The organism is Chromohalobacter moromii, from assembly GCF_023091865.1.
Lineage (GTDB): Bacteria > Pseudomonadota > Gammaproteobacteria > Pseudomonadales > Halomonadaceae > Chromohalobacter > Chromohalobacter moromii.
Genome location: NZ_JAHXDI010000004.1, coordinates 433,907 through 446,841, shown reverse-complemented (window position 1 = coordinate 446,841; position 12,935 = coordinate 433,907). Strand labels below are relative to the sequence as shown.

Sequence of the window (12,935 nt, the reverse complement as noted above, 5' to 3'; positions counted from 1 at the left end):
TGGACACCCCCATGCTTGTCGCTGGACCTTTTCAGTGCCTACCCCGGCGTTGCCGGAGGATGACATGAGCACAGCAGCATCCTCCTCGACCGAGGCCAACCAAGGTACGTCAGGACAACGTCAAGGCAGCGCCGCCACGGGCAACGCCCAATCGTTTGTCGACCGACTGCGCAGTAACCCGCGCGTACCGCTGATTATCGCCGCCGCCGCCTGTGTCGCGGTCATCGCCGCCCTTTTAATGTGGGCCAGCTCCCCTGACTACCGCGTGCTTTATTCGACGCTCACGCAGGAAGATGGCGGGAAGATCGTCACCGAACTCGACAGCATGGGGGTGCCCTACGAGTTCAGCGAGAACGGCCAGGCACTGCTGGTGCCGGCCGAACGGGTCAACAAACTACGCATGCAGCTCGCCGAACAAGGCCTGCCGGAAGCCTCCGGTGTGGGCTACGAGCTGATGGACGAGCAATCGTTCGGCATTAGCCAGTTCACCGAGCATGTCAATTACCAGCGCGCCCTCGAAGGCGAATTGTCGCGCACCATCGAGGATCTCGGCCCGGTGGCCAAAGCCCGCGTTCACCTCGCCATGGCCAAGCCTTCAGTCTTCGTGCGCGAGAGTGAGCCTGCCAGCGCCTCCGTCATGCTCGACCTGCAACGCGGGCGCGTCCTCGGCGAAGGACAGGTGCAGGCGATCATGCATCTGGTATCGAGTAGCGTTTCCGAGCTAGCCACCGGCGACGTCGCTGTGATCGATCAAACGGGCCGCCTGCTCTCTCCCGCCAGCGATGGCAACGACGCGCTGAGCGGCACGCAGTTGGATTACGTGTCTCGCGTCGAGCGCAACTATGCCGAGCGCATCGAATCGATCCTGGCGCCCATCCTCGGGGCGCGCAACGTCAAGGCCGAAGTCTCCGCCCAACTCGACTTCTCCAAGCGCGAAGGCACCAGCGAGACTTACTCCCCCAATCAGCCACCCAATGAAGCTGCCGTGCGTAGCGAGCAATCGAGCATCACCTACAGCGGCGATGCCGATCTAGCCATGGGGATTCCTGGCGCGCTGAGCAACCAACCGCCAGGTACCGCAGCGTCCCCCATCAATGCGCCGCAGGCAAATAATGATGGTGCAGACGACAACGCACAGGGCGACGACGCACAGGACGATAACGCTCAGACCGAGGATGGCGCAGACGCCGAAACCCAGGAAAACGCCACCCTGGGGCGCACCAGCCGCAACAACACCATTAATTACGAGGTCGATCACCAGGTCGAACACGTTCAGCACCAGACCGGTACCATCGAACGCCTCAATGCCGCCATCGTGGTCAATTACCGTGACGGCGTGGACGAGGATGGCAATCCGACGCGAGTGCCCCTGAGTGACGACGAGATCGCCAATATCCGCGGCCTCGTTCAGCAGGCCATGGGCTTCTCGGCAGCACGGGGCGACCAGCTCGAGGTCGTCAATTCGCCCTTCGAAGACACTGACGAGCAGCGCCCCACATCACCGTGGTGGGAATCCACCTTGCTGTGGTCGCTGGCCGCCACGCTGGGCAAATACCTGCTGATCGGTCTCGTCGCCCTATTCCTGTGGTTCAAGGTGCTGCGTCCGCTGGTTCAACGCCAGACCGAGCGCCCCGCCTTTACACCTGCCATGTCGAGCCCTGCCGGGGCTGGTGCGAGCGGTGGTGCCGACGCCTATGCGACGGCGCAATCCGAGACGGCTGGCGCCGAAGAAGAACCACCGGCACCGCCACAGAAGCGGCGTGAGCGGCGCTCAGCCAGCTATGAGCAAAACCTCCGTGACGTACGTGAGATCGCTCAGGAAGACCCGCGTCTCGTCGCCATGATCGTCAGAGGGTGGATGGGTTCCCATGACTAAGATGAGTGGCGCTCGCCGAAGCGCAATTCTGCTGCTCTCGTTGGATGAGGACAGCGCCGCCGAGGTCTTCAAGTACCTCAGCAATAAAGAGGTCCAGGAAATCAGTCTGGAGATGGCCTCCTTGAGCCAAATCTCGCACGAGGACATGGAGGAGGCACTGAACGAGTTCCACGATGAAGTGGAGCAGTTCTCCGCCGTCAACCTGCACAGCAGCGAGCATATACGCACCGTGCTTACCAAGGCACTGGGCAGCGAGCGGGCCAACAGCCTGATCGAGGATATTCTCGAAACGACTGGCTCCGCCTCGGGCATCGATGCACTGAATCTGATGGAAAGCACGACCGTGGCGGAGCTGATCCGCGACGAGCATCCGCAGATCATCGCCACCATCGTCATCCATCTGGATCGCAACTTGGCCGCCGATGTACTCGAACAGCTCGACGAGAAACTGCGCAACGACGTCGTGCTACGTATCGCCACCTTCAGCGGCGTGCAGCCAGCGGCATTGCAGGAGCTCACCGAAGTACTCGGCAGCATGCTCGACGGCCAAAACGTCAAGCGCAGCAAGATGGGTGGCGTGAGAACCGCCGCCGAGATCCTCAACCTGATGAACTCGTCTCAGGAAGAGCTGGTCATCGATGCCGTACGGGCGCACAACGACGACCTGGCACAGCGCATCATCGACGAGATGTTCCTGTTCGAGAATATCCTCGACATCGACGACCGCGGCATTCAGCTCATCCTCAAGGAAGTCGATACCAACTCGCTGGTCGTGGCCCTCAAGGGTGCCCAAGAAGCCCTGATCGACAAGATCACGCAAAACATGTCGCAACGCGCGGCTACGCTGATGCGCGAAGACCTCGAAGCACGCGGCCCGGTACGCGTTTCCCAGGTCGAGACCGAGCAGAAAGCGATCCTGCAAGTCGTGCGTCGCCTGGCCGACAACGGCGAAATCGTACTGAGCGGAGGTGACGACAGTTATGTCTGACAAGCCGCTATCCGACGACGTCATTCATACGCCGGACGACCAACGCTGGCGCCCCTGGCGTATGGATGAGCTGCCGCATGACGGTGGCGATGGCAGCGATCGGCTCGACCGTGCGCGACGCTTTGAGCAACGCCGGCGAGAGCAGCGTCAGCGTCTCATCGAAGAACGCGAGGCACTGCACCAAAAAACGCGCGAAAGTGCCTATCGCGAAGGCTACGACGCCGGCTTCGAAGAAGGCCGCCAGGCGGGTTACGAAAAGGGCCTCCAAGAGGGGCGTGAGGCAGGCGATCAGGAAGCCAAGCGCCAGCTCGACGACGCCCTCGCCCCACTCGGCCAACTGGCCGACGAGTTCCGCGCCGCACTGGATACAATGGACACTCAACTTGCCGACCAACTCGTCGAGTTGGCCATGCTCACCGGCAAGCATCTAGCCGACGAAGCATTGGTCGCCACGCCCGAGCATGTAGTGACGCTCGTTCGCCAGCTACTCCACGAGGAGCCCGTGCTAAACGGCCCCACTCAGTTGTGGCTACACCCCGACGATCTGGCGCTGGTCCACGATCATGTCGGCAACGAGCTCGAAGCCGCTCACTGGACGCTGCATGAAGACGCCTCGCTGCAGCGCGGCGGTTGCCGTGCCGAAAGCGCCACCGGCGGTCTCGACGCCACGCTCGAGACGCGTTGGCAAACCGCGTTGAATCAACGTCGTCAGCGCCACGTCGCGCCTGCCTCGACAACGGGCTCGGAGGCCGGTGATGACTGAGACGCATCTTGCCGACACGTACAACGAGACGACTCATGGCGCCCATTGGCAGCGCGCCCTGGGTAAGGTCGCGCTGCGTATCGAGGGGCTGGATTCACGCCGCCCTCACGGCAAGATCGTACGTGCCACCGGTCTGGTACTCGAAGCGACCGGCCTGCGCCTCCCCTTGGGCAGCGCGTGCCTGGTCGAACTCGCTCAGCATGGGCATACCGAATATGCCGAAGCCGAAGTGGTCGGCTTTGCCGGCGACCGGCTGTTTCTCATGCCGCTCGGCGATACTCAGGGCTTGGTGCCGGGGGCGCGCGTGCTGACGCTGGGCAGTAATCAGCGCGATGCCGCCAGCGCACGCCGTTTTCCCCTTGGCGACGCACTCCTCGGACGCGTGCTGGACGGTAACGGCCGCGCGCTCGACGGCAAGGGCTCACTGGAAAATGCCCCACATGCGCCTCTAAACACGCGGCCCATCAACCCACTCGACCGCGCGCCGATCGAGTCCGTCATCGATGTCGGCATTCGCGCCATCAACGGCTTGTTGAGCGTCGGCCGTGGGCAGCGCATGGGGCTTTTCGCAGGCTCCGGGGTCGGCAAGAGTGTGTTGCTCGGCATGATGTCGCGCTACACCCAGGCCGATGTCATCGTCGTCGGCTTGATCGGCGAGCGTGGCCGCGAGGTCAAGGATTTCATCGAGAACATCCTGGGCACCGAGGGACGTGAGCGCGCCGTGGTCGTCGCTGCGCCTGCCGACGTCTCACCGCTGCAACGCTTGCAAGGTGCCGCCTACGCCACGCGAATCGCCGAAGGATTCCGCGACGAAGGACGTAACGTCCTATTGATCATGGACTCCCTGACACGTTACGCCATGGCCATGCGCGAGATCGCTCTCGCCGTGGGCGAACCGCCCGCCACCAAAGGCTATCCGCCGTCCGTCTTCGCGCGCTTACCCGGGCTCGTCGAGCGTGCCGGCAACGGCAAACCCGGCGGCGGGTCGATCACTGCTTTCTATACCGTGCTGACCGAAGGCGACGATCAACAGGATCCCATCGCCGATGCCGCACGCGCCATTCTCGATGGCCACGTCGTGCTCTCGCGGGATCTCGCAGAAAGCGGGCACTACCCCGCCATCGATATCGAAGCCTCGATCAGCCGCGCGATGACCGAAATCACCGAGGGCGCTCACCAGCGCCGAGCGAACCGCTTCAAGCAGCTTTTCTCGCGTTATCAACGTAATCGCGACCTGATCAGCGTCGGTGCTTACGCTGCGGGGCACGACCCGCAGCTCGACCGCGCCGTCGCGCTTTATCCGCGTCTCGAAGGTTTCCTCCAGCAGGGAATCTACGAACAAGCCGATGTCACTGCGACGCTGGACGCCCTGGCATCGCTATTTCCGGAGACGCGCTGATGACATTCACTCTGCATCGCGGTAAGGAGCTCTCATGAACGCACGCTCACCGCTCTCCACGCTCAAGGAGCTGGCGCAGGAAACCTGCGATCAGGCAGCACAGTCGGTGGGACATTCCCGCCGCAGTCTGCAGGAAACCCAGCAGCGCCTGGACCAGCTCTTGAACTATCGGCACGAGTACCGTCAGCGCCTCGACAAGAGCATGGAAAAGGGCATCGAGCCCGCCAACTGGCACAATTACCAACAGTTTCTGGCCTCCCTCGATCAGGCCATCGCCAGCCAGCGCAAAGTGCTCAACGACCAGCAACGCCAGCTCGACCGTCAGCAAGAAACGTGGCAAGGCGAGCGGCGCAAGCTCAACACTTACGATACGCTGGTGTCACGCCGCGAACAGGTCGAACAAAAACGCGCCACACGGCGTGAGCAGCAGCTCTTCGATGAGATGTCGGCGCGCATGTCGCGTCGGCAGAAAAACGATCGTGGCCTCGACGTTACGTCGACGAACACCACGCATTCCAATAACCGCTTTTGACGAGGCATGCTCATGGATATTGCCCTGCTCAACAACCTTCAAGGCGGTAATCAAGCCTCCGCGACCAACCTCGGTAATGCGAGCGAGACGCGTGGCGGCAAGAATGCCGACAATAGTGCCTCTCCGTTCGCAAGCCTCCTCGGCAAGGCCCGTGGCGGCTCGGACGCCAAAAGCGATGCCGGCACCGACTTACTTTCGCAGGACACCGCCAGCCAAGACGACAGCGGTCTCGTCACGGCGCTCAACGAGATGATGCAAGACAGCGATGACGCCAAGCTGCTCAGCGACTGGCTCGAAAGCGGTGATGCCAGCCAACTAGAGGCTCTCACTCAACGCCTGGGTGAAATACAGCAAACGTTGGGCGGCGATGATTCAAAACTCACCGATGACGCGCTGGCGGCCCTACTCGCCGCGCAGCTGCCGACGAATGCCATGACTACCGGCACCGGCCAAGCTCAGGGCGGTGCCGGCATGCTGGCCAGTCAAAGTGGCGATCTGTCGCTCAATGACATCCAGCAGCGCATGCTGCTCATTCAACAATCCTCCAGCGGCATGCGGGACGGTGCCGGCGATACCCTCTCGCGCCAGGACCTCATGGCGCGGCTGACCAACGCCGCCACGAATACAAGTACCGGCCAAGACACTCAGTCCCTCGCTCAACTGATGCAGAATGCACAAAGCGCGTCGGGCCAGGCTTCGTCACAAGGCAATGGCCAGATCTCACCGACGGCCGCCTTCAGTGCCACCCTGGTTCAACAGGCGCAGGCCGTCGCCGATGCACAACGTGGCGACACGCTGACCGGCCAGCAGGGCCTGGAGCGTCAGGGCAGTGACTCGTCACTGTTCACCAACCTGGGCCACAATGCCGCCACGGGTAATGCCACCACCGGTGCCGCCGCCAATGCCAGTGCTGCAGCCAGCGCCGCCGGTGCCTCCGCCACCGCAACACTTACCCCCCAGGTCGGCATGGCCGAATGGGGACAGTCGCTCGGTCAGCAGGTCGTGCGCATGGCACAGCGCGGTGACCAACAGGTCGAATTGCGGCTGCATCCCGCTGAACTCGGTCCATTGAGCGTCTCGCTCAAGATGGGCGATCAGCAGCAGGCCAACCTGCAGTTCTTCTCTGCTCACGGTGCCGTGCGTCACGCCCTTGAAGCAGCGATCCCGCAATTGCGTGAAGCCCTCGCCGATAGCGGCATCGCCTTGGGCGAAACCTCCGTCGGTGAGCAGGACCAGTTCCAGCAGCAATCCGGTGAGCAACAGGGAGAGCCCGGCTCCCGGGGTGATGCTCAAGGTGGATTGTTCGCCGCCGGTGACGCGAACGCTGACATGCCGAGCCTAAACGAGACGCCATTGCAATATATCGCGTCTTCGGGAATTAGCCTTTATGCCTGAGCCTAGCTGCCGATAACACGTGAGAGACGTCCACGGTAGACGTTCGACAAAGCCCGAAGTGGCGTGCGTGAAGCTTTCTATTCGAGCAATCGGATAGCGCTTCCTATCGCCATACTCGGTCCACTCATCTACGCCGAAGCGAATGACATAAACGATGGCCAAAACCAATAAGCGCGGCAAGTCTCTATGGCTAATAGGACTCCTGATTGTCCTGTTCTCGGTCGGTAGCTCCATTGGCGTCTACCTGCTCATGGACTCGCGCCAGGAAGCATCGGCCAACGAAGAGCCGATCGAGCCTGAGGAGGCGCCGGCGCCGATTTTCGTCAAGATCGAACCGTTCACGGTCAACTTGCAGGACGATGAATACAGTGACCGCCTACTCTATGTAGGACTCTCCTTGAAGGTGGGCGACGACAAGACGAAAGAGGTTCTCGAGCAATACATGCCGGAGGTTCGCAGCCGCTTGCTGATGCTGCTTTCCAGCCAAGAAGCCGGCGCTCTCGTCAAGCCCGAGGGCAAGCAACGCCTTGCCAATCAGATTCTGACGCTGTTCGACGAACCGTTAGCCGAGCCGCAGCCGCCTCTGGACGTCACCGGCGTGCTATTTTCCGAATTCATTGTGCAATAAGACGACATGTCCCAAGACGATCTGCTCTCGCAGGAAGAGATCGACGCGCTCCTAAAGGGCGTGAGCGGTGACGAAGATAGCGCGAAGGAAGACGATACTTCGCGCCAGGGAAAGGTGCGTCCGTTCGATCCCGCCAAGCAGCATCGCATCATACGCGAGCGGCTCCATGCGCTGGACATCATCAACGAACGCTTCGCCCGCCAGTTCCGCGTGGCGCTTTTCAACCTGATGCGGCGTAGCGCCGACATCACGGTCGAAAGCGTTCGCTATCAAAGCTATAGCGAGTTCTCGCGCAACCTGCCGGTGCCCACCAATCTCAATTTGATCACCATGAAGCCGTTGCGTGGCTCGGCGCTGGTGGTATTTCCCCCTAGCCTGGTCTTCATGGTGGTCGACAACTTGTTCGGCGGGGACGGACGCTTCCTCACCAAATCCGAGGGACGTGAGTTCACGCGTACCGAACAGCGCATCATCCACCGCATGCTCAAGCTGGCGCTGGATGGCTATAGTGAGTCGTGGAAATCGGTCTATCCCCTGGATATCGAATACACACGCTCGGAATTGCAGGTGAAGTTCGCCAACATCACCAACTCGCCCAACGAAATCGTCGTCAACAGCACCTTTCACGTTGAGGTCGGCAATCTCTCCAGCGAGTTCAACATCTGCATTCCCTACTCGATGATCGAGCCGATCCGCGACACGCTTGCCAGCCCCCTGCACGACACGCATCCCGACGAGGAGCAGCAGTGGGAGGCGCGCATGGCTCATGAGATCCGCCACTCGGACGTGGAGCTGACTGCAGATTTCGTCGACATTCCCTTGCGCCTGCGGGATGTCACCCAGCTGTCGGTGGGCGACATCATCCCCATCGAATTACCCGAGGCGGTGAATGTCAGCGTCGACGGTATTCCCGTGATGACGTGCGATTACGGCAGCCAAAAATCCCAACGCGCCTTGCGCGTTCGGCACCTCATCGAACACGGCTCGAGCCAAGTTGCAGCGAAGGATCCGAAAGATGACTGATTCCAAGAACCCCGATCAGAAAGGCACAGAGGACGAGTGGGCCGACGCCATGGCAGAGCAAGATGCGTCCAAGGATACCGATCCATCCAAGAGCACGGATGAAAGCGCCGCCGACGCGGAAGAAGACCTGTGGGCGGCGGCAATGGCCGAGCAGCAGTCAACTGAAGAAGAAGAAAGCGCCGAAATCACGTCGAACGAAAACGCATCACGCGCGCAAAACGCCGACCATGAAGTGTTCAAGCAGCTCGACGAAGGCGCAGCCGGCACGACGCCGCGCGATCTCGAGCTGATCATGGACATCCCGGTCAAACTCAGCGTGGAGCTAGGACGTACGCGCATCACCATCAAGCAGTTGCTCGAGCTCGCCCAAGGCTCGGTGATCGAGCTGGATGGCCTGGCCGGCGAACCCATGGATATTCTCATCAACGGCTACCTGATAGCGCAGGGGGAAGTCGTGGTCGTGGATGACAAGTACGGCATCCGCATCACCGAGATCATCACGCCCTCGGAACGCGTCAAAAAGCTGAACAAATGAGCGTCGCCGACAGCGCACGCGAGGCGGCCGTCTCGCTCGACGGTGGCGGTGACGCCGCAATGGGAATGGCCTGGGTAGGCAAGACCACCCTCTCCCTGGCGCTGATCGTCGCCATTATATTGCTGTGTGCCTGGCTGCTGCGCCGACTGACACCGGGGCGTCTGCGCGCGTCCCAGCACGTCAAGGTGGTGTCCAACACCGCCATCGGCCAGCGCGAGCGCGTTACCGTCGTCGAGATCCAAGGACGCTGGCTGGTACTCGGCGTCGGCGGCAACCAGGTCAATCTGCTCAAGGATATGCCCGCCGCCGAGACGAGCGATGCACCGACACCGGAGTCCCCGGCTCCGCTTAGCGGCAGCTTCGCCCAACGCTTTCGCCAAGCGCTGGCGCAGAATATCGGACGCAAATCGTCGCACTCACCTGCCGCGCGATCTCAGGACGACGCTACTGCGGACAAGGAATCCGATCGATGAACGTCGCTGCCATGCTCAATCGGATAGACGTCGCCGTCATGCTGCGTCGTGGCCTGGCATTGCTGTTGCTTGTCTGGCCCGCGCTGGGCTGGGGTCAGGAAATTCCGGGCATTGTCACCGAACCCACCGGCGACGGCGGTCAACGCTGGTCGTTGAGCCTGCAGACGTTGCTCCTGCTCAGCTCGCTGGCCTTCTTGCCCGCGCTGCTTCTGGGCATGACCTGCTTTACCCGCATCATCATCGTGTTGAGCTTGCTGCGCACGGCCATCGGCACCCAGTCGACGCCGCCCAACCAAGTATTGTTAGGCCTGGCGTTGTTCATGACGTTTTTCATCATGTCGCCGGTCATCGACCGCGTGCATGAACAAGCGTGGGTGCCTTTCTCCGAGGATCAGATCAGCCTCGAGCAAGCCATGAAGCAAGGCAGTCAGCCGTTTCGCGAGTTCATGTTCGCCCAGACGCGCGAAACCGACCTGGCGCTCTTCGCGCGCATGGCCGACGCCGATGAAATGCAGGGCCCCGAAGATGTCCCGATGCGCCTGCTGGTGCCTGCCTTCATGACCAGCGAACTCAAGACCGCGTTCCAGATCGGTTTCAGTATCTTCATTCCATTTCTGATCATCGACCTGGTGGTCGCCAGTGTATTGATGGCACTGGGGATGATGATGGTGCCACCGGCGACGATTTCTCTGCCCTTCAAGCTCATGCTATTCGTGCTCGTCGACGGCTGGAATTTGCTCATCGGCTCGCTGGCCCAAAGCTTCTATATGTAGGCCGATATACGGCATGAGCGTACACCGAGGACGCCCTTGCCACCGATATTAAGGAGACGCTGCCATGACCCCCGAAATGGTCATGGGACTGGCGTACCAGGGCATGAAAGTCACGCTGATGCTCGCCGGTCCCCTACTGATGACGGCCCTGTTGATCGGCCTGTTGGTCAGCTTGTTTCAAGCGGCCACGCAGATCAACGAGATGACCTTGACCTTCATCCCCAAGATACTGGGCGTTTTCGGTGCCTTGGTCGTGGCAGGCCCGTGGCTGATCCAAACGATCGTCGACTTTACCCGCGAGCTATTTCAGAACCTACCCACGATGGTCAGCTAGACACCCATGGTTCAGGTAACGTTCGACCAATTGCATGAATGGCTGACGCTATTCTTTTGGCCGTTCGTGCGCATCCTGGCCTTCCTCTCGGCGACCCCGATCTGGAACCAGCACGGCGTACCGCGCCAGGTGTCTATCGTACTAGGGGCGCTACTGGCGATGGTCATCGCACCAACGCTGCCCCCCATGCCCGACACGCCGATCTTCTCGGTAGCAGCACTCGGCATTCTGATTCAGGAAATACTGATCGGCGTCGCCATGGGAATGGTCATGCGCGTGACCATTGCAGTGGTGCAGGCCGCTGGCGAATTCATCGGTCTGCAGATGGGGCTGGCGTTTGCCACTTTTTTCACGCCGGGCGTGGGCAACAGCATGGTGCTGTCGCGCATCTTTCAAATGATCACTCTGCTCATGTTCCTAGCGCTCAACGGGCATTTGATGACGCTAGAGATACTCGCCAATTCCTTCCAGACCCTACCGATCGGCGGTCCCAGAGTGGATAGCAGTGCCGGCGAGCTCATCGCCTACTGGGGGAGTGAAATTTTCACGTCCGGCGTGCTCCTGGCATTGCCCTTGATCGTCTCGCTACTGATCATCAACCTGACGCTTGGCGTACTCAACCGCGCCTCGCCGCAGTTATCGATCTTCTCGATAGGCTTCCCCATGACCCTGACCACCGGCCTCGTGCTGATGATGACGCTAATGCCGGACCTGCTACGCTTCTTGGAGATCGTCTTCAGCGACAGCCTGAATACCATGCAGGAGGTGGTGCAGCGTCTAGCGGGTGGTTAATAAGGTTTGAATACCTCACTGAATGCAAAACGCCACGTCCTTGCGGACGTGGCGTTTTTCTTTCCGGCTCCAACCTTAGGACGCTTGAGCGAGCCTAGTTCAGATACTGGAACAAGGACATCTGCTGAATATCGGCGAACGATTTCTGTGACGCCTGCAGCCCTACCTGGCTGAGCATATAATCGGAAATCGCCGAATTGTAATCCAGGTCGACTAGATCGGAGCGCGTCTGCTCATAGGCAATCTCACGGTTGCCGCCGACATCGTCCAAGGCGTCCAGCTCGTTCATGCGTGCGCCGACCGAAGCCCGTGTGGTCAGCACGTTATCCAGCGAGGCATCCAGCTTGCGGCTCGCGGTAGACAGCGTGTTGTCGAGCGCGGCTTGATCGGCGTCGGTCTCGACAGGCTGGCGCAAGGCATTGATGGTATCGCCGATGGTCTTGAACAGGCTGGCCTGCTGCTCATCCATATCGCCACCCGGCGTAACGTTCAACGAATCACCGTCTGCCGGCTCGCCTTCCATCGTCAGCGCCAGACCACCGAATTCGATGGTCTCGCCATCGGTGTACTCAGCCGTAACTGATTCGTCGGTGTTGGTATTGGTAACGGTATATTCAAGATCACCGCCATCTTCAGCGAACGAGATCTCGTATGCATCACCATAGCCCGCAGCAGCAGCATCACGAACATCCGGCCCCGAGAAGGTCATGCTCCCCGTATTGCCTTCACCGGCTTCGGCGATATATTCGCTGCCCGACGAGAACTTCATGAACACGTCGGAACCCGTATCACTAGTGTTCATCGAGCGCTCGGCATCGATCTTCTGTTTTTTGACGCCCTGATCGCCTTCATAGCTTATGGTATCGACGCCGCCACCGGCATCGGTGCGCGAGAAGGCCTTGGCATTATCCTGATAACCGCTAAACAAGTAGGTGCCATTACCATCGGTGGTGTTGCCAAGCCCGATCAGCGTTTCATAGGCACCCTCGAGATCGGAGGCCAGCGACTCGCGGTCGGCGTCGCTCAAGGTGCCGTTACCGGCTTGTACAACCAGTGATTTGGCCGAACCGATAGCATCGCTGACGCTATTAAGGACACTTTCCTCTTGGCTAAGCGAGTTACGCGCGGTCACTCGGCTACTTTCTTGTTGCGCATTGACGGCCAGCGACTGCGATACCCCCACCGCACGCGAGGCGGCACGCGGATCGTCGGACGGATTCACCACGCGCTTGCCGGAAGCGATCTGCTGACCGACATCCGCGAAATCGGCTTGCTGGCGGTTCATCGCCGAAACGCCCTGCTCGTACATCGTCACGGTGCTGATACGCATTTTTGCTTACCTCGTCACGCACGCTGCGTTTACCCAGCGTCGTATTGTCTTCGGAAACGAAATCCAACATCACTGCGCCGCTCGATCAGCGACA

The 12,935-nt window shown here is 60.6% G+C and carries 14 protein-coding genes; 13 read left to right on the top strand and 1 reads right to left on the bottom strand.

The window, feature by feature from the left end; translation table 11 throughout:
- The first annotated feature begins 64 nt into the window (after positions 1–64).
- The 13 genes from fliF (at position 65) to fliR (ending at position 11,511) form a co-directional block, all read left to right on the top strand.
- Positions 65–1,876: a flagellar basal-body MS-ring/collar protein FliF gene (gene fliF / locus KZO83_RS15055; RefSeq protein ID WP_247621344.1), complete on the top strand. Its 1,812-nt coding sequence runs from the start codon at positions 65–67 to the stop codon at positions 1,874–1,876.
- Positions 1,869–2,864 carry a flagellar motor switch protein FliG gene (gene fliG, locus KZO83_RS15050; protein WP_246895008.1) on the top strand — a complete coding sequence of 332 codons (996 nt, stop codon included), beginning with the start codon at positions 1,869–1,871 and terminating at the stop codon, positions 2,862–2,864. The genes fliF and fliG overlap by 8 nt, the downstream gene beginning before the upstream one ends.
- A complete protein-coding gene (locus KZO83_RS15045; protein ID WP_247621343.1) occupies positions 2,857–3,627 on the top strand; it encodes a flagellar assembly protein FliH in 771 nt (256 codons plus the stop codon). The genes fliG and KZO83_RS15045 overlap by 8 nt, the downstream gene beginning before the upstream one ends.
- On the top strand, positions 3,620–5,026 hold the full coding sequence (gene fliI / locus KZO83_RS15040; protein WP_247621342.1) for a flagellar protein export ATPase FliI: 1,407 nt from the start codon (positions 3,620–3,622) through the stop codon (positions 5,024–5,026). Before KZO83_RS15045 ends, fliI begins: the two co-directional genes overlap by 8 nt.
- Before the next feature lie 34 nt (positions 5,027–5,060).
- Positions 5,061–5,558, top strand: coding sequence for a flagellar export protein FliJ (fliJ, locus tag KZO83_RS15035; RefSeq protein ID WP_178998805.1), 498 nt, complete (start codon positions 5,061–5,063; stop codon positions 5,556–5,558).
- A gap of 12 nt (positions 5,559–5,570) precedes the next feature.
- A complete protein-coding gene (locus KZO83_RS15030) occupies positions 5,571–6,953 on the top strand; it encodes a flagellar hook-length control protein FliK (protein ID WP_178998806.1) in 1,383 nt (460 codons plus the stop codon).
- Between the two features lie 154 nt (positions 6,954–7,107).
- Positions 7,108–7,581, top strand: coding sequence for a flagellar basal body-associated protein FliL (gene fliL, locus KZO83_RS15025; RefSeq protein WP_247621341.1), 474 nt, complete (start codon positions 7,108–7,110; stop codon positions 7,579–7,581).
- A gap of 6 nt (positions 7,582–7,587) precedes the next feature.
- A complete protein-coding gene (gene fliM / locus KZO83_RS15020) occupies positions 7,588–8,604 on the top strand; it encodes a flagellar motor switch protein FliM (RefSeq protein ID WP_247621340.1) in 1,017 nt (338 codons plus the stop codon).
- On the top strand, positions 8,597–9,139 hold the full coding sequence (fliN, locus tag KZO83_RS15015) for a flagellar motor switch protein FliN (protein WP_247621339.1): 543 nt from the start codon (positions 8,597–8,599) through the stop codon (positions 9,137–9,139). The genes fliM and fliN overlap by 8 nt, the downstream gene beginning before the upstream one ends.
- A complete protein-coding gene (fliO, locus tag KZO83_RS15010) occupies positions 9,136–9,612 on the top strand; it encodes a flagellar biosynthetic protein FliO (protein WP_218975961.1) in 477 nt (158 codons plus the stop codon). The genes fliN and fliO overlap by 4 nt, the downstream gene beginning before the upstream one ends.
- A gap of 38 nt (positions 9,613–9,650) precedes the next feature.
- Complete coding sequence (gene fliP, locus KZO83_RS15005; RefSeq protein ID WP_218921684.1) at positions 9,651–10,385, top strand: flagellar type III secretion system pore protein FliP; 735 nt, start codon at positions 9,651–9,653, stop codon at positions 10,383–10,385.
- A gap of 64 nt (positions 10,386–10,449) precedes the next feature.
- Positions 10,450–10,719 (top strand): flagellar biosynthesis protein FliQ, encoded by a 270-nt coding sequence (gene fliQ / locus KZO83_RS15000; protein ID WP_040241314.1) that lies wholly within the window; start codon positions 10,450–10,452, stop codon positions 10,717–10,719.
- A 6-nt stretch (positions 10,720–10,725) separates the two neighbouring features.
- Positions 10,726–11,511: a flagellar biosynthetic protein FliR gene (gene fliR, locus KZO83_RS14995; RefSeq protein ID WP_246894999.1), complete on the top strand. Its 786-nt coding sequence runs from the start codon at positions 10,726–10,728 to the stop codon at positions 11,509–11,511.
- Positions 11,512–11,605: 94 nt separating this feature from the next.
- Here the strand turns inward: fliR and flgL are convergent, their stop codons facing one another.
- On the bottom strand, positions 11,606–12,841 hold the full coding sequence (gene flgL, locus KZO83_RS14990) for a flagellar hook-associated protein FlgL (RefSeq protein WP_178998810.1): 1,236 nt from the start codon (positions 12,839–12,841) through the stop codon (positions 11,606–11,608).
- Positions 12,842–12,935: the final 94 nt, after the last annotated feature.

What these genes read in the sequence shown, in the direction of transcription:
- fliF (WP_247621344.1), top strand. Translation starts at nt 65, where the DNA reads ATGAGCACAGCAGCATCCTCCTCGACCGAGGCCAACCAAGGTACGTCA.
- fliG (WP_246895008.1), top strand. Translation starts at nt 1,869, where the DNA reads ATGACTAAGATGAGTGGCGCTCGCCGAAGCGCAATTCTGCTGCTCTCG.
- KZO83_RS15045 (WP_247621343.1), top strand. Translation starts at nt 2,857, where the DNA reads ATGTCTGACAAGCCGCTATCCGACGACGTCATTCATACGCCGGACGAC.
- fliI (WP_247621342.1), top strand. Translation starts at nt 3,620, where the DNA reads ATGACTGAGACGCATCTTGCCGACACGTACAACGAGACGACTCATGGC.
- fliJ (WP_178998805.1), top strand. Translation starts at nt 5,061, where the DNA reads ATGAACGCACGCTCACCGCTCTCCACGCTCAAGGAGCTGGCGCAGGAA.
- KZO83_RS15030 (WP_178998806.1), top strand. Translation starts at nt 5,571, where the DNA reads ATGGATATTGCCCTGCTCAACAACCTTCAAGGCGGTAATCAAGCCTCC.
- fliL (WP_247621341.1), top strand. Translation starts at nt 7,108, where the DNA reads ATGGCCAAAACCAATAAGCGCGGCAAGTCTCTATGGCTAATAGGACTC.
- fliM (WP_247621340.1), top strand. Translation starts at nt 7,588, where the DNA reads ATGTCCCAAGACGATCTGCTCTCGCAGGAAGAGATCGACGCGCTCCTA.
- fliN (WP_247621339.1), top strand. Translation starts at nt 8,597, where the DNA reads ATGACTGATTCCAAGAACCCCGATCAGAAAGGCACAGAGGACGAGTGG.
- fliO (WP_218975961.1), top strand. Translation starts at nt 9,136, where the DNA reads ATGAGCGTCGCCGACAGCGCACGCGAGGCGGCCGTCTCGCTCGACGGT.
- fliP (WP_218921684.1), top strand. Translation starts at nt 9,651, where the DNA reads ATGCTGCGTCGTGGCCTGGCATTGCTGTTGCTTGTCTGGCCCGCGCTG.
- fliQ (WP_040241314.1), top strand. Translation starts at nt 10,450, where the DNA reads ATGACCCCCGAAATGGTCATGGGACTGGCGTACCAGGGCATGAAAGTC.
- fliR (WP_246894999.1), top strand. Translation starts at nt 10,726, where the DNA reads ATGGTTCAGGTAACGTTCGACCAATTGCATGAATGGCTGACGCTATTC.
- flgL (WP_178998810.1), bottom strand. Translation starts at nt 12,841, where the DNA reads ATGCGTATCAGCACCGTGACGATGTACGAGCAGGGCGTTTCGGCGATG.